At 55.4% G+C, this 19,998-nt stretch carries 14 protein-coding genes; all 14 read left to right on the forward strand.

Annotated elements, in window-relative coordinates:
- Window positions 1–39: 39 nt before the first annotated feature.
- The 14 genes from tssC (at window position 40) to HCX89_RS11980 (ending at window position 19,834) form a co-directional block, all read left to right on the forward strand.
- Window positions 40–1,515 (forward strand): type VI secretion system contractile sheath large subunit, encoded by a 1,476-nt coding sequence (gene tssC, locus HCX89_RS11915; RefSeq protein ID WP_025889984.1) that lies wholly within the window; start codon window positions 40–42, stop codon window positions 1,513–1,515.
- A gap of 5 nt (window positions 1,516–1,520) precedes the next feature.
- Complete coding sequence (tssE, locus tag HCX89_RS11920) at window positions 1,521–1,949, forward strand: type VI secretion system baseplate subunit TssE (RefSeq protein ID WP_051472870.1); 429 nt, start codon at window positions 1,521–1,523, stop codon at window positions 1,947–1,949.
- Window positions 1,950–1,951: 2 nt separating this feature from the next.
- Window positions 1,952–3,718 carry a type VI secretion system baseplate subunit TssF gene (tssF, locus tag HCX89_RS11925; protein ID WP_144218907.1) on the forward strand — a complete coding sequence of 589 codons (1,767 nt, stop codon included), beginning with the start codon at window positions 1,952–1,954 and terminating at the stop codon, window positions 3,716–3,718.
- Window positions 3,682–4,692 (forward strand): type VI secretion system baseplate subunit TssG, encoded by a 1,011-nt coding sequence (tssG, locus tag HCX89_RS11930; RefSeq protein ID WP_044733760.1) that lies wholly within the window; start codon window positions 3,682–3,684, stop codon window positions 4,690–4,692. The genes tssF and tssG overlap by 37 nt, the downstream gene beginning before the upstream one ends.
- A 15-nt stretch (window positions 4,693–4,707) precedes the next feature.
- Window positions 4,708–6,036 carry a type VI secretion system-associated FHA domain protein TagH gene (gene tagH / locus HCX89_RS11935; RefSeq protein WP_028781259.1) on the forward strand — a complete coding sequence of 443 codons (1,329 nt, stop codon included), beginning with the start codon at window positions 4,708–4,710 and terminating at the stop codon, window positions 6,034–6,036.
- Window positions 6,036–6,566 (forward strand): type VI secretion system lipoprotein TssJ, encoded by a 531-nt coding sequence (gene tssJ / locus HCX89_RS11940; RefSeq protein WP_025889986.1) that lies wholly within the window; start codon window positions 6,036–6,038, stop codon window positions 6,564–6,566. The genes tagH and tssJ overlap by 1 nt, the downstream gene beginning before the upstream one ends.
- A 2-nt stretch (window positions 6,567–6,568) precedes the next feature.
- Window positions 6,569–7,900, forward strand: a complete 1,332-nt coding sequence (gene tssK, locus HCX89_RS11945) for a type VI secretion system baseplate subunit TssK (RefSeq protein WP_025889987.1) — start codon at window positions 6,569–6,571, stop codon at window positions 7,898–7,900.
- A 3-nt stretch (window positions 7,901–7,903) separates the two neighbouring features.
- The gene (icmH, locus tag HCX89_RS11950; protein ID WP_028781258.1) at window positions 7,904–8,695 is read left to right on the forward strand and encodes a type IVB secretion system protein IcmH/DotU; all 792 of its coding nucleotides are present in this window, start codon (window positions 7,904–7,906) and stop codon (window positions 8,693–8,695) included.
- A 10-nt stretch (window positions 8,696–8,705) separates the two neighbouring features.
- Window positions 8,706–11,294 carry a type VI secretion system ATPase TssH gene (gene tssH / locus HCX89_RS11955; protein WP_167716167.1) on the forward strand — a complete coding sequence of 863 codons (2,589 nt, stop codon included), beginning with the start codon at window positions 8,706–8,708 and terminating at the stop codon, window positions 11,292–11,294.
- Window positions 11,294–12,850 carry a sigma-54-dependent Fis family transcriptional regulator gene (locus HCX89_RS23090; protein ID WP_028781256.1) on the forward strand — a complete coding sequence of 519 codons (1,557 nt, stop codon included), beginning with the start codon at window positions 11,294–11,296 and terminating at the stop codon, window positions 12,848–12,850. Before tssH ends, HCX89_RS23090 begins: the two co-directional genes overlap by 1 nt.
- Entirely contained in the window at window positions 12,850–13,503 is a 654-nt protein-coding gene (vasI, locus tag HCX89_RS11965) for a type VI secretion system-associated protein VasI (protein ID WP_144162159.1), read from the forward strand. The genes HCX89_RS23090 and vasI overlap by 1 nt, the downstream gene beginning before the upstream one ends.
- 3 nt (window positions 13,504–13,506) lie before the next feature.
- On the forward strand, window positions 13,507–14,907 hold the full coding sequence (gene tssA / locus HCX89_RS11970) for a type VI secretion system protein TssA (protein WP_045283099.1): 1,401 nt from the start codon (window positions 13,507–13,509) through the stop codon (window positions 14,905–14,907).
- A 16-nt stretch (window positions 14,908–14,923) separates the two neighbouring features.
- Complete coding sequence (tssM, locus tag HCX89_RS11975) at window positions 14,924–18,484, forward strand: type VI secretion system membrane subunit TssM (RefSeq protein ID WP_044733765.1); 3,561 nt, start codon at window positions 14,924–14,926, stop codon at window positions 18,482–18,484.
- A 75-nt stretch (window positions 18,485–18,559) separates the two neighbouring features.
- Window positions 18,560–19,834 carry a type VI secretion system ImpA family N-terminal domain-containing protein gene (locus HCX89_RS11980; RefSeq protein ID WP_159352428.1) on the forward strand — a complete coding sequence of 425 codons (1,275 nt, stop codon included), beginning with the start codon at window positions 18,560–18,562 and terminating at the stop codon, window positions 19,832–19,834.
- Window positions 19,835–19,998 lie beyond the last annotated feature (164 nt).

Consider the following 19,998-nt stretch of genomic DNA (forward strand, 5'->3'; position numbering starts at 1 on the left):
TCGGATATAGACACAAGTGTAATTGAGGAATCAAAATTCATGGATGTTCAAAATCAAACATCAGGCGCTTCCCAAAGTGCCAATGCAACTCTGCTCGATCAGATAATGGCACAAACCCGGATGGCGCCGGTGGATGAAGGCTATGACATTGCTCGCCGTGGTGTTGCTGCTTTCATCGGTAACATTCTGGAGACAGACAACACTGCCGAGCCGGTCAACAAGGCTCTGGTCGACAAGATGTTGGTTGAGCTGGATAAGAAGATCAGCCAACAGATGGATGCCATTCTGCACAATGAAAAGGTGCAGCAGATAGAATCAGCCTGGCGCAGCCTCAAGCTGTTGGTTGACAGAACCGATTTCCGTGAGAATATCAAAATTGAATTGCTGCACGTTACCAAAGACGAGCTGCTGGATGATTTTGAATTTTCACCGGAAACTGCTCAGTCCGGTCTGTATAAGCATGTTTATTCTGCCGGTTACGGCCAATTCGGTGGTGAGCCTGTCGGTGCTATCGTCGGTAACTATGCCTTCACCCCTTCGACTCAGGATATGAAGCTGCTGCAGTACGTTGGTGCTGTTGGAGCCATGGCTCATGCGCCATTCCTGTCTTCAGTTGCGCCTGAATTCTTCGGTGTCGACTCGTTTGAAGAACTGCCGAATCTCAAGGATCTCAAGTCTACTTTCGAAAGCCCCAAGTACACCAAGTGGCGTGGGCTGCGTGAGTCTGAAGATGCCCGCTACATAGGCCTGACGGCGCCTCGCTTCCTGCTGCGTGTGCCTTATGACCCAATCGATAACCCGGTTCGCAGCTTTAACTATCGTGAAAATGTCAGCGCCAGCCACGAAGATTACCTCTGGGGTAACACGGCGTTTGCTCTGGCTACTCGTTTGACCGAGAGCTTCGCCAAGTATCGCTGGTGTCCTAACATCATTGGCCCACAGAGCGGTGGTGCGGTGGAAGATCTGCCGGTACACGTGTTTGAATCCATGGGCGCTTTGCAGTCCAAGATCCCGACCGAAGTCTTGATCACCGACCGCAAGGAATTTGAACTGGCCGATGAAGGCTTTATCAGCCTGACTATGCGTAAGGGCAGTGACAATGCGGCCTTCTTCTCTGCCAACTCGATTCAAAAACCCAAGGTGTTCCCCAACACCAAGGAAGGCAAGGAAGCCGAGACCAACTACAAGTTGGGTACCCAGATCCCTTACATGATGATCATCAACCGCCTGGCACACTACATCAAGGTGTTGCAGCGTGAGCAGATAGGTTCCTGGAAAGAGCGTCAGGATCTGGAGCGCGAGCTGAACAACTGGATCAAACAGTATGTCGCCGATCAGGAAAACCCACCGGCAGATGTTCGTAGCCGTCGTCCTTTGCGTGCCGCCAAGGTTGAGGTGATGGATGTTCAGGGCGATCCAGGTTGGTATCAGGTTTCCATGGCTGTGCGTCCGCACTTCAAGTACATGGGTGCCAACTTTGAACTGTCGCTGGTAGGACGTTTGGATCAGGAGTAATCACGTTGTTGAACGATGATTTCTCCGGAACTTTTGGTGTCGGCTTCTTTGAACGCTTGGGAGCCGAACGCCAAAGTGGATATGGCGACAGCAGCTTGGATGCTGTCGTCGATTCCATCAAACGTAATGTTTCACATATTCTCAATACCCGCATTGGAGAAAGCCAGAGCTGTCCTGAACTGGGACTGTTCGATTTCAATGATGCCAGTTCCGGCAGTGTGGATCTTGGCCTGAGGATGCGTAACGGAATCAAGGCTTGCCTGAGCCGCTTTGAACCCAGGCTGACAGATATTGATGTCAGCGTGTTGTTCGATGAGGGCAATCCGATGAATCTCAGGTTCCACATCTACGGCAGCATCAGAGTGGCTTCCAACAAGGATAAGTTGAAGATCGATTTGTTATTGGATAACAGTCGCAGATACAGAGTGGTTTAGCAGTGCCTCAGGACAAATACTTCAGGGATGAACTTGCTTTCTTGAGAGAGCAGGGGCGGGAATTTTCGGATATCCATCCGCAGTTGGCGCGTTATCTTCACGGTAACCACACTGATCCCGATATCGAGCGTTTGCTCGAGGGCTTTGCTTTTCTGACCGGTCGACTCAGGGAAAAGATTGACGATGAATTCCCCGAGTTTACTCACTCGATGATCAGCATGCTGTGGCCCAACTATCTCAGGCCTATTCCCAGTCATACCATCATGCGTTTCTATCCGCATGAGAAGGGGATCACCCACAGGCAGGAGATTGCGGCCGGTTGTATGCTGGACAGTCATCCGGTTGAAGGGCAGATCTGCCACTTTCGTACCTGTCGTCCTGTTGATGTTTATCCGGTGCAAATCCGTCATATAGATGCTTCCCATTCCCGGGAAGCCTCTATTATTCAATTGGATTTTGATAACAACAGCGACCTCTCCCTGCTTGAAATGGGGCTGGAAAGCCTCAGGTTTTATCTGGGAGGCCAAAGCTACAGTGCCCAGATGCTGTATCTTTGGTTGAATCATTATCTGGACTCTATCGAAATTGTCGGCGCCCATGGCTGCTATCGCTTGCCGCGCAGCAGCTTTGCGTCAGTAGGATTTGAGGCCGGCAGCGGTATCTTGCCCTATCCGAAAAATGTCTATGAAGGCTATCGGATCCTGCAGGAGTACCTGACATTCCCCGAGGCGTTTCATTTCTTCGATATCAAGGGAATCGCCAAGTGTATCCCCGAATATCTCAAGGGTGACTTCAGCCTCAAACTCACTTTTTCAAAGACGTTGCCTGCCGACGTGCATGTGCGTCAGGATACTTTCCTGCTTTACTGTGTTCCGGCTATCAACCTGTTTGAGCACGACGCCGATCCTATTGATCTCAACGGCAAGCGGGTCGAATACCCGATTGTGCCCTCCAGTCGCCATCCATCTCACTTTGAAATCTTCAGTGTCGACAAGGTGCAGGGTTGGCTGGATTCCAATGAGGGCAGAATGCGCGGCCAACAGCGGATCTATTCGCCGTTTGAGAGCTTCCAACATGAAGTGGAGCGCGCCCGTAATCGCACCGCGCTTTATTACCGGATGCGGGTGCGCGACAGCATGCGCAACGACGGCCTGGATCATTGCCTCTCATTTGTGCGCAGCGATGAAACCCAGTGCCTGGACATGACAGAAGCCGTGTCGGTGACACTGACCTGCTCCAACCGGCAACTGCCGACCAAGTTGGGCAAGGGCGACATCTGCGTCGCCACAGATACATCGCCAAGCTTTGCCCGTTTCAGCAATATCACCGAGCCCAGCCACCCTTTGCGACCTGTGCTCGATGGCAGTTTGCTGTGGACCCTGATCTCCAACTTGTCGCTCAACTATCTGTCACTGCTGTCCCGTGATGCCATCTGTTCCATCATCCGCGCCTATGACTTCAAGGCGTTGGTCGACAGACAAGCCGAACGGGTCACCCGGATGCGACTCGACGGCATCAGCAGTATTCAGTCCGGGCCGACCGAAAGAATTGTCAGGGGATTGCCGGTTCGCGGCCTCAAGACAGAGCTGGTGCTCGACCAACAGTATTTCGGCTCCGAGGGTGACCTTTACCTGTTCGGCACTGTGCTGAACCACTTTTTTGCCCTCTACGCCAGCATCAACTCGTTTCATGAGTTGGTGGTTATCAATGCTCATAACAAGGAAAGGTACACATGGGATATCCAGAGCGGTCAACAACCGCTGATATAACCTTTCCGGAGCCTGGGGGCAGCAGGCTGCCGCAGGACTACCGTGAGTACAGTTTTTTCCAGTTGGTGGAGTTATTGCACCAACTGGAAGGCAGAGATCCGGAAGATGCCCAGTGGGAACTGGCCGGTGAGTTGCAGTTCAGCGCCAATCCAAGCCTTGGATTTGCGCCGGCGGATATCTCCATGCTCGAGTCGCTGGGGGATGGGCGCCTGCGGCTGGAGACCTGTTTTCTCGGTCTCAATGGCGCCCAGTCGCCGCTGCCCAGTTACCTGCTGGATATGTTGCTCGACGATGAAGACGGCATTCGGCGCAACTTTCTGGATTTCTTTAATAACAGATTGATTTCCTTGTTGTATCGCCTGTGGCGCAAATACCGTTATTACGTGCGTTTTCAGGACGATGCCAGCGACAGCTTTTCGGCTCAGGTCTACGCCCTGGTGGGGCTGGCCAACGAGGATATCCGCGGCGACACGCCAATCAACTGGTGCAAGATGCTGGCCTACGCCGGCATGCTCGCCGGTCGCAGCCGCTCGCCCCAGGCGGTTGCCGGCATAGTGGCGCACTGTTTCGACCTGCCCCAGGTGAGCATTCGCCAATGGCAACTGCGACAGGTGGAGATCCCCGAGTCCCAGCGTTGCCGTTTGGGGATGGCCAATTCCAGGCTGGGGGAAGACACCATGCTTGGAGAGCGGGTCGGCGATCTTTGCGGCAAGTTTGTGCTCTGTATGGAAGAGCTGTCGTTAGAGCGTTTTCGCGATTTTCTGCCATCCGGGCGGGAGTTCCAGCCACTTTGCAAGGTGATGGAAGTGATCCTGCGGGAACAGATGGCCTATGACCTTGAGCTGACGCTCAGGGAAGATGAAGCCCCGCTGCTGCAACTGGGGGAAGAAAAGGGCGGCCAATTGGGATGGTCCTCTTTCCTCGGTAAGGGCGATAGCACGCGCAAGAGCGTATTGATTCAAATCAGGCAATAAAGGGAGGTTGGCCTCTTGAGTAATTTGATTGCGTTGAATGTGGTGAACTCCCAGTTGTTGGAGTCAGGCCTGGTGCCCCACACAAGAATGAACAAGGACGGCGGCCTGATAGGCGCCGGCCCAGGTTGTGAATGGGTGCTCAGGGACAGGGAGCGCACCATAGGCGACTACTTCTGTCGCATCCTCTGGTTGGACGGTCATTTCTGTATTGAAGATCTCTGCGGCCGGGTGTTTCTCAACGGCTCCACCGTGGAGCTTGGGCGGGATCGCAAAGCCCGGCTGAATGAGAATGATCATATCGCCATTGGCCCCTACAAAGTACGGGTGACGCTGCTCGACAGCGAGCAGGCCGATGACCCGGTAACCGGCCAGCTTTCTGAATGGTTCAAGTCTGAGAACGGTTCACTTATTCAGGCGGAAACCGCCGAAGAAGAGGAAGAAACCGATGCCAGTCTGGATGACCCTTTACTGGCACTGGACAGGCAACAACAGGCCGCGGTCAAAAGCGTTGAATTTGACCAGGAATCTGTGACCAAAGAGCAGGAAAACGCCGAATCCCTGCTGGCCAAGGAACTCTACTGGCAAGGCAAGAATTTTACCGCCCAGGCCGACACGGACTTCGATACCGGTTCGGCTATTCATCTGAACAAACGAGCGAAAATGGACAATATTATGGACGAGAATGCACTGGACTTACTGGAATCTGAAGTCAAAAACGGCCTGGGCAATGATTGGCCCGCCGATGAAGGCACCCATATCGCCACCGGCCCTATGCTGCGCGGCTTAGGGGTACAGTTGGGTGATATGAACGACACAGGCACCCAGCAGGCACTGGCCATTGAAATGGGCGCTGCTTTGCAGGCCGCCATTAAAGGCCTGCTGTCACTGCATCAGGACGCGCAAAGCAGCCGTTATGATCTGATCAACAAGAACCTGCAGCCCATCGAAGATAACCCGCTGCGTCTGGGGCTGGATTATCAGGAAACCGTCCGCACTCTGTTTGATGACAACAAGAGCCCGGTGCATTTGTCTCCGGCGGCCGCCATCAGCGAAAGCCTGAATTCCATCGAGCACCACAATGAAGCGGTACAGCACGCCATCACAGAGGCGCTCAACTACATCCTCAAGTCTTTCTCACCCGACACCTTGCTGAGGCGCTTCAGCCAATACCGCAAGGTGAGCGAGTCGGCGCTCAACCCTGGTGATAACTGGGCCTGGGAAATGTACGAGAACTACTACCAGGAGCTGACGTCATCCCGTCAACAGGGCTTCCGTAAACTCTTCTGGGAAGTGTTTGAACAGGCCTATGACAAGAAACTCAGGGAACTGCAAAGGGAATTCTGATGGGACTGATAAGGCTGGGTTTAATCGGGCTTTGTTTGCTTCAGCTGGCCGCTTGCAGCTCGGCATGGAATGCCACCAAGAAAACGGCGCAGGTACTGTGGGACCCTTCCATTCCAGTGGGAGAGGCCAAAGACCTGCCGACACAACTGACCTACAGCATGTATGCGCTCGATAAGGTCAACCCCAATGCGGCCGGCGATGCCACGCCGCTGGAGCTGGTGGTGTACGAGCTGGAAGATGACTCCAAGTTTCTGGCCGCCGACTTTGACTCGCTTAAGGCGGATTATAAAGAGGCGCTCGGCTCCAATTATATCGACCACAGTGACTACACCCTGCTGCCGGGACAGTTCAAGTTTATCGACCATTTCGCTGTCGATGAGGACACCAGATACATAGGCATCATGGCGCATTTCAGTGATCCCGAGGTCGCCCAATGGAAGAAGGTCGTCAAGATCAAACCCATGGGCCGTGAATATCACCTGCTGATGTTTTTCAGTGAGCAGGACATAGTACTGGATAAAGTGGAATAACAATGTCTTCAAGAAACAGAGTGATATGGAGTGAAGGGCTGTTTATCAAGCCTCAGCACTTCCAACAGCAGCAGCGTTATCAGGAATACCTCACTGACGCCAGGCTCAATGCGGTCAGCGGTTACCTCTATGGGATCACCGAGCTTGAACTCAACCCCGAGTATCTCAGCTTTGGTCGCATTGCGATTCAGCGTGCCCGTGGCGTAATGCCGGACGGCACTGTGTTCAACATCCCTCAGGAGGATGTGCTGCCGGACGCACTGGAAGTGGCCGACAGCTCACTGGCCAACCAGATTGTTTACCTGGCGCTGTCGCTGCGCAGTGATTCAATTACCGAAGTGGCCCAGGACGAGCAGGGCGCCGGACGTTATCTCAATCGGCGTCACGAGGTGCGGGACATTCACACCCATCAGGGCGACTTTACCGCCATTGATGTCAGCCCGGTCAGGCTCAGATTGATGCTGGAGAAGGAAGATCGCAGCGCCTACAGCTCGCTGGCCATCGCCCGCATTCTGGAAAAGCGTCCCGACGGCAGTGTGGTGCTGGATCCCAACTTTATTCCCTGCCATTACAATGTCAGCGCCGTGCCGATTTTGCACCGTTTCCTCGGAGAGATGGCCGGTCTGATGCGCGAGCGGGCCCGCAATATCGCCCAGCGCCTGGGCTCGCCGAGCCAAGGCGGGGTGGCAGATGTGGCCGATTTCATGTTGCTGCAATCTCTCAACCGCATGCAGCCTGTGTTGCAGCATCAGTCACTGTCGCGAACCCTGCATCCGGAAACCCTGTATCAGGCTCTGGTCAGTGTTTGTGGCGAGCTGTTCACCTTTACCGATGACAGCCGCATGGCACCGGCGTTTGCCGCCTATGACCACGATATGCCGGTATCGGCCTTCACTCAGGTGATGTCGACTCTGCGCCAGTCTCTCAGCATAGTGCTTGAGCCCAAGGCAGTATCGCTGCAGCTGCACAAACGCAAGTATGGCCTCATGGTGGCGCCGGTGCAGGATCCGGATCTGTTGAAACAGGCCGACTTCATTCTGGCAGTGCGCGCCAGAATGCCGCTGGATGAACTCAAGAAACTGTTTATCCAGCAGACCAAGATCGCCTCGGTGGAGAAGATCCGCGAGCTCATTTCGCTACAGCTGCCGGGTGTGCCTCTGTCTCCGCTGCCGGTGGCCCCAAGGCAGTTGCCTTACCACGCGGGTTACACCTACTTCCAGCTGGAGCGTTCCAGCCGGGCCTGGGAGATGCTGGTGAATTCCAGTGGTTTTGCCTTCCACGTGGCGGGGGACTTCCCGGAACTCGAACTGCAATTCTGGGCTATCAGGAGCTAAGAAATGGATATCAAAGCAGAAAAACAGCCTATATCGCCTGAGCAGGTCGAAGAGCTGCTCTATGACGAAGCGCAGAACATGAATGCCGATAAAGAGTATTGGTTTCAACTGCGTGGTGACAGCCTCAATGCACTTATCGATGCGGCATCCCCTCTTATCGGCATGGTGTTGCGGGTACGCAAGCTGGCCATCTTGGATGATGTGGAAAAGCTCTATCACAACACTGTGGATGACATCATGGCCATCGAGGCCGAGCTCACCGAGGCGGGCTATGATCGCGCCGAAGTGCTGGCCTATCGCTATGTGCTTTGTTCCTTTATCGATGAAGCCGTGATGAATACCCCCTGGGGCGCCGACAGTGCCTGGGCCGAACATTCACTGCTGACCCGTTTTCACAATGAAACCTGGGGCGGTGAGAAGGTGTTTGGCATCCTGCAGCGTCTGGAAACCGAACCGAGCAAATATCGTGAACTGCTGGAGTTTATCTACCTGTGTTTCTGCCTGGGTTTCGAAGGGCGCTACAAGGTGGTGGCCAACGGCCGTGAGGAGTTCGACAAGATAGTCAATCGCCTCTATGAAACCCTGCGCCACCTCCGGGAAGAAGAACCGGAACTGCTGACCGGGGCCACAGAGCATGTGGTCAACACCCGTTATCGCCTTGGGCGCCAGATGCCTATTTGGACAGTCTTTGCCGGTTTCGGCCTGATGCTGACCATAGTCTTTCTGTTTTATTCCCTGTCGCTGGCGAACAAGTCCTCGGGCGTGCTCAAGCAACTGTATCAGATCCTGAATTGAGGAAGCTGTGATGATCCGAATTGAACTCACTACCTTGATCGGCAAGCTCAATGCCGTGACCAAACTCGCCATGGAAGAGGCGGCATCACTCTGTATTGCCCGTCAGAACCCGGAAGTGACCTTTATGCACCTGCTGACTTGTCTGCTGGACAATCCGTTGGGTGATGTGCGTCTGCTGCTCAAGGCCGCCGAAGTCGATGCCGAGCAGGTAAGGCAAATTGCCGGTGAAACCCTGCCAAGGGAAGAGAGCCTGGAAACCTATCCGGCATTTTCACCGCTGCTGGTCGAGCTGCTGCAGGATGCCTGGCTGCTTTCAAGCACTGAACTTGGCCAGACGGAACTGAGATCCGGCGCCATCTTCGCCGCCGCACTGATGCAGGCCGAGCGCTACCTGCCAAGGGATCTCGCCACTTTGCTTGGCAGCATCAATCGCGAAACCCTGAGACGGGAATTCAATACCCTGACCCAGGCTTCATCCGAATCGCAAACGGTCAAGGCCGAGCGCGGCGCGCCGGTACTGAATGAGGCCCAATCGTCACTGGCCAAATACACCAGCAACTTTACCGAGTTGGCCCGCAAAGGCGAGCTGGATCCTGTATTGTGCCGGGATGATGAGATCAACCTGATGATCGACATCTTAAGCCGCCGCCGTAAGAACAACCCGATAGTGGTTGGTGATGCCGGTGTGGGCAAGAGTGCCGTGGTGGAAGGTTTGGCGCTGCGTATTTGTGACGGCCGGGTGCCGGATGCGCTCAAGGGGGTGCAGCTGTTGTCGCTGGATCTTGGTCTGTTGCAGGCCGGCGCCGCGGTCAAGGGCGAGTTTGAAAAGCGCCTGAAGTCGATTATTGAAGAGGTCAAACAGTCGGCCGAACCCATCATACTCTTTATCGATGAAGCCCATACCATGATAGGCGCCGGTAACCAGGAAGGCGGCGGTGATGCGGCCAACCTGCTCAAACCGGCTCTGGCCCGTGGTGAGCTGCGCACCATAGGCGCCACCACCTGGAAAGAGTACAAGAAGTATTTCGAGAAAGACCCGGCGCTGAGCCGCCGTTTCCAACTGGTGAAACTCGATGAGCCCAGTGTTGAGCAGGCGGTGAATATTCTCCGTGGCCTGCATGGGGTCTATGAGTCTTCCCACAATGTATTGATCCAGGACTGCGCCCTGCGCTCGGCGGCTTATCTGTCGGCGCGCTATATCTCCGGCCGTCAGTTGCCCGATAAGGCCATCGATGTGCTGGATACCGCCTGTGCCCGTATCGCCATTAACCTCAGTAGTACCCCCAAGCGTTTGGCGGCATTGGATAACTTGCGCCATCAGCGCCATATGGAAACCGAACTGCTGGAGCGCCAGAAAAAACTCGGTCATCCGGTTGATGAAGAACGCCTGAATCATCTGCACCAAGCCCAGGAAGAAGCCGACAATGAGTATGCCGAGCTGGAATCCCTGTGGCAGCAGCAACAGGCGGGAGTCACTCAAGTAGTGGCCCTGAGACGCGCCATTCTTGATTGTGACGATGAAGCCGAGCTCGAAGGGCTGCGGCTAGAGCTGCAACAGGCCGAAGAATCACTCGAAGCCATCAGTGGCGATCAACGCCTTATTTACCCTCAGGTGGATGAGGCCCAGATAGCGGCAGTCATCTCCGACTGGACCGGCGTGCCGGTATCGCAAATGAGTGGCGATGAGCTGCACAAGATAACCCATCTGCCTGAGCTCTTGGGGCATAGCCTCAAAGGGCAGGATGTGGCCATTGCTCGCCTGCACAAGAATATGCTCACCGCCCGGGCAGACCTGCGCCGCGCCGGACGTCCCAAGGGCGCCTTCCTGCTGGTGGGCCCAAGTGGCGTCGGCAAGACAGAAACCGTGGTACAGATTGCCGAGCAGCTGTATGGCGGCAAGCAATTCCTGACCACTATCAATATGTCCGAATATCAGGAGAAGCACACGGTTTCCCGGCTGATAGGCTCGCCTCCCGGGTATGTTGGTTTCGGTGAGGGCGGTATTCTGACCGAGTCCATCCGCAAGATGCCTTACTCCATAGTGCTGCTTGATGAGGTGGAAAAGGCGCATCCGGATGTGCTGAACCTCTTTTATCAGGCGTTCGACAAGGGCGAATTGGCCGATGGCGAAGGCCGGTTGATTGACTGCCAGAATGTGCTGTTTTTCCTGACCTCCAACCTGGGCTATCAGACGATAGTGGACTACAGCGCCCAGCCAGAGCTGCTGGACGACAAGCTTTACCCTGAGCTGGCGGCCTTCTTCAAGCCTGCGCTGCTGGCGCGAATGGAGATAGTGCCTTATCTGCCGCTGGGTGAAGAGGTGCTCAAGGAGATCATTCACTACAAGCTGGCATCGCTGGAGCAGCGTTTGCTGGAGCGTTACAAGGCCAAGGTGCATTGTGACGAGGCTCTGGTGGATGAAATCATGCGCCGCGCGACCCGCAGTGAAAACGGCGCCCGGATGCTGGAAGCCATCATAGACGGCCAGGTACTGCCGCCCTTATCGCTGTCGCTGCTCAACAAGCTGGCGGCCAAAGAGGAAGTCAGTGAGATCCATCTGGGCTGCCGTGACGGTGAGTTCTTCGGAGAGGCGCGATAGTGGTGACTGAGCAGTGGTTGGAACAGGCGGCAAAATTGCTGGAATGCCAGCAGTTTGATGGGCTGTTGCAGCAGTTTCTCGATACTTTGGCATTGGAGCTGGGGCTGGATAACCATCTGTTTCTGGCGCCGGGCTTCGATGGTCGGGAACTCAAGCCACTGTCCTGCCTTGGCCTGTGTGAAGGGATCTCATTGCAGGCGCTTTGTTTGGCGGTTACCGACTTTCGTCATCCGTTTGCCCATGTGTTGCAGACAGGCGAAGCCATGCTGCTGAACAAGGCCCGGCTCGCCTACTGGCAGGAGCACAGCGGTTTTGTCAGCCTGTGCGATCGGGTCGGCAAAGAGCAGGCACTGCTGCTTTTCCCGCTGAGCCATGAGGGTCATGTGCGGGCTATCCTCTGTCTGCGTCTGGCCGAGCAACAGGGTAGTGGTCTGCTTGTCCGTCAGGACTGGCAGCAATATGCCGCCGTCTTTATGCGCCACTGGCAGTTGCTGGATAAGCTGTTGCGGCAGAATTCAGATCAGTCTCAGCTGTCGAGCTCGCTCGATGAACTGCGTCGCCAGCAGCAACAACATGATGCCATGCAACAACTTGGTAAGAACCTGGTGGGCGACAGTCAGGCCATGAGTCAGCTCAGGCAGGAGATAGTGCGTGGCGCGGCCTCGCAGTTGTCTGTGTTGGTGCAGGGCGAAACGGGGACGGGCAAAGAACTGGTGGCCCGGGCGATACACGACTTTTCCGAGCGCAGCGGCAAACCTTTTGTGGCGATCAACTGCGCCGCAATACCGGAAAACCTGCTGGAGTCCGAGCTGTTCGGTTATGCCAAGGGGGCCTTTTCCGGTGCCGACAAGGATAAGCAGGGGCTGATAGCCCAGGCGCACCAGGGCACGCTGTTTTTAGATGAAATCGGTGATATGCCTTTGAATCTGCAGTCCAAGTTACTGCGGGTACTGGAAACTGGGCACTACCGGGCACTGGGAGGCAACAAGGAAATCTACGCCGATTTTCGCTTGGTGGCCGCTACCCATGTGAACCTCAAGGAGCAGATCCACAGTGGCGAGTTCCGTCGCGATCTCTTCTACCGCTTGTGCCAGTTTCCACTGCAGGTACCGGCGCTCAGGGAGCGGCTCGAGGATATCCCCGATTTGGCGGCGCACTTTATTGCACTGTTCAATCAGAGTCAGCAGCGACAGATCCCCGGCATCCGCTTCAGCGCCCTCAATCGGCTGAAGAACCACGGCTACCCGGGCAATGTCCGCGAGCTGCGCAATATGCTGGATTATGCCTGCGCCCTCACCGCCGACGGTGTCGAGATAGATACTGCGTCTTTGCCGGCAACGGATTCGGAAATGCCCAAGCCGCAATTACCCAGCGAAGAGGGGCAGGAGTTTGAGGCCATTTCCGATCTCAGGCTGGCGGTAGCTCAGTTTGAGCGGGCGGTGATCAGCGCCAGATTGAAGGCCTGCAACGGTGACAGAGCCAAGGCGGCTGTCAGTCTGGGAATGCCGAAACGCACCTTTTCCCACAAATGCCAGAAGTTGGAGATTAACGAATAATGTCAAGGATTCAAGGCGTTATATTTTTATGCCTGTGGGGGCTGGCCGCTTCGGCTCAGGCCTCGGACGACACAGTGGCCAAGGCAGAGGCTTGTACCCAAATCCCCTCCAGACTGGATCGACTGGCTTGTTTCGATGAGCTGTTCAACACTCCGGTGACAACCGTGGTGCCGCAACAAACCACTGACAGCAGCCCTTATCCCGAGGCGTTTCAGGTCGCCATGGCGTCCGAGAAAAATCGTCAACAGGGCATGGCCTTTATTGCCGGGCATCAAGCGGATGCCGTAGAAGATCTCTGGTTGACCGCGCCCGCCATAGGCGCCTTGCCACCGCGTCCGGTACTTATGCTCAGCTGCATCGACGATATCAGCCGGGTCGAGCTGATGTTACCCACTGCGCTGGAAGATGGCTGGGCCCAGGTAGGGCTGCAGATCAACGGCGTCGAGCAGCAGTCGCAGCGCTGGCTCAGTGATGATACCGGCTATATCTTCCGTACCGGCCGCGGCCTGCCGGCCATTCAGGTGATGAAAGCCCTGATCCGCGGCGACGATGTGCGCCTGCGTTCGGCCAACAAGGCGATAGACGGTTTGCAGTTTGATACCCGAGAACTTGGCAGTGCGCTCAAGCCACTGCGTCAATCTTGCAGGTGGTGATAGATGGATCTGAATCAATACCTGGATAAAGTCAGCCGCCCCGTCAGTGAGGCCAATCCCATAGGAGAGCGCCTCAGCGATGATGTGCTGTTTGACTATGTGGAAGGCCAGATGATGAAGGTGGGGTCGCTTTCACATTCCGAAGTGCAATGGCACGAGGTGGAGAGTGCGGCCTTAAAGTTGCTGGAAACCAAGAGCAAGGATTTGAAACTGCTCACCTATTTGCTGCAGTGCCTGCAGCATCAGTGCAGTTTGGAGCGTTTCTCCTGCTCGCTGGCACTGCTGGAGCGTTTTATGGCCTCCTTCTGGGAGACTTGCCATCCGGCGCCGGGCCCCAGAGGCGTGTTGCCCAGGCGCAAGTTTTTCGCCCAAATAGTGCAGCGAACCCTGAAAGCGGCCGAAGGGCTGGATACCGATTTTTGCGATCCCGACACCAAGTCGGTATTGCTGCAGTCTCTCAAGGCTCTGTGTGATACCGCGGCCGCCAAAGAGCTGCCTGTGGATGAACTGCAGGCCCTGGAGGCCAAGCTCAAGCGCCGTTTCAGCAGTGAGCCTGCCAACAAGCCCAAACCCGCGCAGGAATCCAGCGCCGGTGAAAGCCGCAGTAGCAGTGAAAGCAGGGATATGCCCAGGCTGGAGATAGACAACAGCAGTGACAAGGCGACCAAGCAAGCTCTGCTCAAGGTGGCAGACTTTATCGCCGAGAATCCGGCTGGCATGGCGCTTGGCCTCAGGCTCAGACGCTTTGCCATCTGGTTCAGTGTGACCTCGGCGCCGGAAAATGCCAATGCCAAGGGCGAAACCAGCCTGATGCCGATCTCTGCCGACAGAGTGGCCGAGTATCGCAGCCAGTTGGCCAAGAGTCCGGATTTGGCGCTGCTCAGACGCATAGAGCAGAGCCTTAGCCTGAGTCCTTTCTGGATTGACGGTCACTGTCTCAGTGCCCAATTGGCACAGACCTTGGGGCAGCCGGCCTGGGCTCAGGCGATTCTGGAGGAGACGGCGGCCTTTGTTGAACGTCTGCCTGCACTTTTGGATATGTCGTTCAAAGGCGGCGTGCCTTTTGTTTCCAAAGAAACCCGCAGTTGGCTCAACGGCAGCGAACAGCAGGGTTCAGGCTCGGCCGAAGGCAACAGTTACGAGCAGGAAATTTGGGAACTGGCCGCCAGTGGCGGGTTGTCGCTGGCATTTGCGGCGCTCAACGAAAAACTGCACAAGGCCACTGAGCCGAGGGACAAGTTCTATCTGCGGCTGCTGGGGGCCGACTTGAAAGACAAACACCAGTTAGGGGCTATGGCAGAGGTGGAGTACCAAGTGCTGCTTGGCCAGGCCACGGACACCAGTCTGGCGGATTGGGAGCCGGGTCTGATGTCTCGTTTACAACAAAAAGTCAATCTGAGTTAGGTACAGGGAAATGTATATGTGGTCGATGATCAAATCCTTTTTGAGGAAACTGCTGCCGGAACTGAAGTCGGCGCTGCCCATTTTGCTGGTGGCTATCTTCGTTCTGGTCAATGTGGCGATTTGGTGGGCGGGCCCCTGGCTGGAGCTGGACGGTGAGAAACCGTTGGCATCGACAACGGCCCGAATTATAGCCAGCACCATCTTCTCCCTGTCCTGCTTTACTATTTGGGGCTGGGTGCAGTGGCGTCGTCTGCTGCGTATCGGTGCCTTGAAGGTAAGAGAGCAGCAGCTCAAGGAAGACCCGGTGAAGATCCTGGTGGAACGCCAGGAGCAGGAACTCAACGAGGTGATGGTGGGCATGAAAGAAAGCCTCAACACCCGTAATTACCTGTACGCCTTGCCTTGGTTCCTGGTGCTTGGGGTGGAAAACGCCGGTAAGACCAGCCTGATTAACCGCTCCGGGCAGAAGTTTGTTTTCTCTTCCGTTATGCGCGCCTCGGGGAAGAAGTCTGAAAACCCTTTCTCTTTTGACTGGTGGATAGGTGACGATGCCGTACTGATTGACCCGGACGGTGAGCTGTTGACCCAGAAGCCTTCGGTAACCAGCCCGGATGGCGAGACAGAGCGCCGCCTGTGGTTGCACTTTGTCGAGTGGCTGGAGCGCACCCGCAGTCGCCGCCCCCTGAACGGCGTGGTGTTGGCGCTGGATATGGCCAGCCTGGTCAGCGATCCTGTGGCCGAACGCAAGGCCTACGCCCACTTGTTGCGTGCCAGATTGCGCGAGCTGATGGAAACCCTGTCAACTCGTCTGCCCGTGTATATCACCCTGACCAAACTGGATCTGCTGCTGGGATTCGAGCCCTTCTTCCGCCATTTCACCCAGGCGCAGCGGGATGAGATCCTCGGTTTCACCTTCTCCCTGAATTCGGTCAACGATCTCGACAGCTGGCTCAATGAGTTCGATCAGGATTGGCAAGACTTTATTCAGCGCATCAATGCCGGCCTGCCAAGGGCGCTGCTGCAGTGCCGCGACAAGGAAGAACGCTCGGCCATCTACAGCTTCTCACGTCAGATTGCCGGTGCCCACAAGGTGCTGCGTGAGTTTTTCGTCGATGCGTTGGCAAGCGATCAGTTCTCGACCTCGGCACTGGTGCGCGGGGTTTATATGACCTCTGTTTACCAGCAAGGGGTGCCGACAGATGCCTATGTGGATGGCGCTTCCCGCCGTTATGGCCTGAGTGAGTCGGTCAACAGTGCCCAGCGCAGTGAAAACTCTACTCCCTATTTCACCCGTTCGCTTTTTACCCGCATCATATATCCGGAAGCGGGTCTGGCTTCGGACAACTTCAAGGTGGCCAAGCAAAAACGCCGCATCATGGCGCTGTCCTTTGTGGCCTGCTCCATCGCCTCTGTGCTCTTGATTGGCAGCTGGCACAGATACTACCTGCTCAACAGCGCTCAGGCGGATGCCGTGCTGAGTAAGGTAAATGAATACAACGAGCTTATCGATAACACCAACTTTGATCCGCTGGCCCGCAACGTGATCCCGCCACTGAACACCATTCGGGCGGCTACCCTGGAGTTTGGTTTCTTCCGTGACAAGCCGAGGTTAATCTCAGATCTCGGCCTCTACCAGGGGCACACCATAGGACCCAAGGTGGAAGAGACCTATCTGAACCTGCTGTCCTATCGTTATCTGCCGATACTGCTCCGGCAAGTGGCGCGGGATCTGGCCGATGCGCCAGAAGGCAGTGATGAAAAGCTGGCGGTATTGCGGGTATTCAGAATGCTGGCTGATAAGAGTGGCCGCCGCGACAGCTTTGTTCGCGAATACTTTGCCGATGTTTGGCAGAAGGCCTATGAAGGCAATCGTGAACTGCAGACCCAACTGATGGAGCATCTGGATTACGCCTTGTTGCATACAGACTTGCAGCATGCACGGCTGGAGTCTAATCCGGACGCCGAGACTGTGCTCAAGCCATTCGATACCATGGTGGCCCAGGCCCAGAATGAGCTGAGTCTGCTGCCGATAGAACAGCGGGTATACAGATACCTCAAGTCCTCTTCCGTATCTCAGTTGGGGGCACCGCTGGATCTGCGTTTGACCGTTGGACCGGCCAATGAATTGGTGTTTGACTCCCAGATAGCTGCGCAGGATCCTGAGATCTTCAAGATCCCGAAAATACTCACCAAACAAGGTTTTGAGCGCTTCTTTATCCCGAGATCTGATTCAGTTGCCGAGCTGGCGTTGATTGACAGCTGGGTACTCGGCCAGGCTCACAGCACAGACTTCAGCGATGCCGACAAGACGGCGCTGCGCAACAAGATAGTGGCCCAATATCTGGCCGACTATAACGCCAGCTGGCGCCGGGCGCTGAATGGTTTTGAACTGAAGAATTTCGAAGACATCAACCAGGCGGTGTTGGTACTGGATAATGTGGCCATGAGCAACAAGCCGCTGTCGCGCCTGCTGGAAACGCTGGGCAGCAATACCCAGCTGTTCCCGGATATGCCGGATGATGATCAGGCCCGTCAGGCGCTGCTCAAGTCGCCTCAGTATCGTATCGCCTCGACCATAGACGGTGACTTTGTCGAACTGAACCAGATGCTCAAGTCCCAGGACGGTAAGCCGGCTTATCTGGATGAAGTGATGGAAGCCGTGGTGCGCCTGCACGCCTATCTGCGCGGGATCCAAAACTCCCCGGATGTGGGCAAGGCGGCACTGAAGGCGGCTCAGGAAAGGCTCAAGCTCAACGACGCCGACCCTGTTTACGCGCTGGAACGTATTTCCGATGGCCTGCCCAAGCCGCTGGACTCCATGGTGTCCAAGTTGGCCAAGGAGAGCTGGAAGGTCGTGCTGCAGAGTGCTATCAAGCATCTTGAGGTGCGTTGGTACAACGAAGTGTATATGGAGTTCCAGCAGAATCTGGCATCCCGTTATCCCTTCAATCCCAAGGCCACTAAACAGGTGTCGATTGCCGATTTTGAACGTTTCTTCGGCCCGCAAGGCACGCTGAATACCTTCTATGATCAGCAGATGCGGATGTTCCTGGAAGAAAATATGGATCAGCTCAACCAACTGGCAGGCAGTGAAACCGGCCTGATCCGTAAAGAGGTCTTGCAGGCGATAGAGCAGGCGAAACAGATCCAGACTGCCTTCTTCAACCTCAAGGGCAACCTGGACGTACAGTTCACCCTGGAGCCACTGCAGATGAGCCCCAACAAGCGTCGTAGTGTGATCAACGTCGATGGCCAGTACGTGGAATACACCCATGGCCCACGTCGCGCCATCGAATTGGTATGGCCCAACACCTTGCGGGAAACGGCCGAGAGTAAGCTGACTTTGGTGCCAAGCGAAGTGAATATGTCACCGCGTTCCTTGAGCTACGAAGGCCCATGGGCATTCTTCAGGCTGCTTGACAGCGCCAGGATCACCGGCTCCAGCTCGACCAGTGTGGATTATCAGTTCAATGTGGATAAGGGCGATATCTCCTATCGGATCCACACGGCAGACAACAGTAATCCCTTTACCTCAAATCTGCTCAGCAACTATCAGTTGCCTAAAACACTCTACTGAGCCGCCGGGCTTCCACAGCGTGGAAGCCCAATTCCCCTGTGGGACTCAACTTAATGGAATTTGAGGTGTACCAAGTTGATACAGCAAACAACAGTGAATGCCGGATGGTTCAGAATGACCGCAGCACCGGCTCAGCTTCGGGAAGATAACCGCTATCAGCAGATGCGTAGTGAGATCAACCGGCGCCAATCTCCCTTCAGTGGTGGGACGGATTGGGAAAAGGTCTATGATCTTGCTGCCACTCTGGCGATGACAGATGGGGTGGATCTACTGGCGGCCAGCTACTTTTCGGTAGCTGCAGCCAAGACCCGCGGCATTGCCGGTTTGGCATCCGGGCTGGAGTTACTGTTAACCGTGTTGGCGCACTCGAAAGAGATGGGCACTATCAGCCCGGAAAAGTGCGCCGAAATACTTAACTGGGCCATAGGTAAGTTGTTGCCGGAGCTCAAGGATATGCAGGCTACTGAAGGCAATATCCGTGAGTGGTATCGTTGTGAATATGCCTGTCAGCAGCTGTTTGAGCTGATGCAGGCGCGTCAACCCAAGCAGATGCCAAACCTGGATGCGCTCGGCTTTCAAATCTTCGACAAGATTGATGGCGTTAAACAACCGGCCAAGCGACCCGCTGTTACCACAAGTGCTCAGCAGCAGGCTAATTCCAAGGGGTTGAGTTGGTCGCTGGGACTAATCCTCTTGTTGCTGGCATTGACGGCGGGACACTTTGCCGAACCTTTGGGGCTGACTATAGGGCAGAAGTTCTGGCCGGAGCGATTTGCGCCCAAGCCACCCGAGCAGGTGACCCAGTTGCCGACTGAAACGGCATTGCCGCTGTGGCAGAAGATAGATCAGCTATTTGCCGCCGCACCTTTGGCCAATGATGAACCATATGTTTATCCCGAGCAGGTAGATTATCTGTTGGAGCTGGACAAGTATTTCCAGCGTTTTGCCGCCAGTCGCACCCGAGCGGCCAACTTAAGCAAAGAGTTACAGCAATGGCAGGGGCTTGATGCCAACAAACTCAGTGCGCTGCAGCGTCAGTCACGGGATATGGCCGAGTATGCCAGCAGCCTGTCCCCCGTGTTGGCCAGAGCCTACTTCATCGATGAGCTGCTCAAGCAACAGCAAAATGAGCGGGCAGCTCAGGAGCTGACACTGCTGGACAGGCAACTGAAATCCCTGCTGATCAAGCGCACTTTGTTGGCCCAGAGTTTGGGGCTCACTCAGGCTTCTGGCGTTACAAATGACCCGGCAGTCCAAACCGCTCCTGACTCGGATAAGGCGCCAATGGCGGCGGGTTCAGATAGAACTAATGTCCAAGATGCGGCCGCTGTTCAAGATGTTGTTATGTAATACAAGAATTCCCCCGTTTGGCCGCCTTTGTGTTCGCTCTTGAACTCTGGCCTTTGGCGGCTTTCGGGCAAGAACTTGCCCGGCGAGCAAAAAATTGCCCGGGTTCGGGCAAGAAATTGCCCGGAGAGTGGGGGTTGGTTTGGATATTGTTGTAAAACAGTAAG

The organism is Shewanella sp. Iso12 (assembly GCF_012030025.1).
GTDB lineage: Bacteria > Pseudomonadota > Gammaproteobacteria > Enterobacterales > Shewanellaceae > Shewanella > Shewanella algae.

Excerpts from the sequence above, each read along its gene's own strand:
- tssK (WP_025889987.1), top strand. The coding sequence starts at position 6,569 with ATGTCTTCAAGAAACAGAGTGATATGGAGTGAAGGGCTGTTTATCAAG.
- tssG (WP_044733760.1), top strand. The coding sequence starts at position 3,682 with ATGGGATATCCAGAGCGGTCAACAACCGCTGATATAACCTTTCCGGAG.
- tssJ (WP_025889986.1), top strand. The coding sequence starts at position 6,036 with ATGGGACTGATAAGGCTGGGTTTAATCGGGCTTTGTTTGCTTCAGCTG.
- tssA (WP_045283099.1), top strand. The coding sequence starts at position 13,507 with ATGGATCTGAATCAATACCTGGATAAAGTCAGCCGCCCCGTCAGTGAG.
- tssC (WP_025889984.1), top strand. The coding sequence starts at position 40 with ATGGATGTTCAAAATCAAACATCAGGCGCTTCCCAAAGTGCCAATGCA.
- icmH (WP_028781258.1), top strand. The coding sequence starts at position 7,904 with ATGGATATCAAAGCAGAAAAACAGCCTATATCGCCTGAGCAGGTCGAA.
- tssH (WP_167716167.1), top strand. The coding sequence starts at position 8,706 with ATGATCCGAATTGAACTCACTACCTTGATCGGCAAGCTCAATGCCGTG.
- tssM (WP_044733765.1), top strand. The coding sequence starts at position 14,924 with ATGTGGTCGATGATCAAATCCTTTTTGAGGAAACTGCTGCCGGAACTG.
- vasI (WP_144162159.1), top strand. The coding sequence starts at position 12,850 with ATGTCAAGGATTCAAGGCGTTATATTTTTATGCCTGTGGGGGCTGGCC.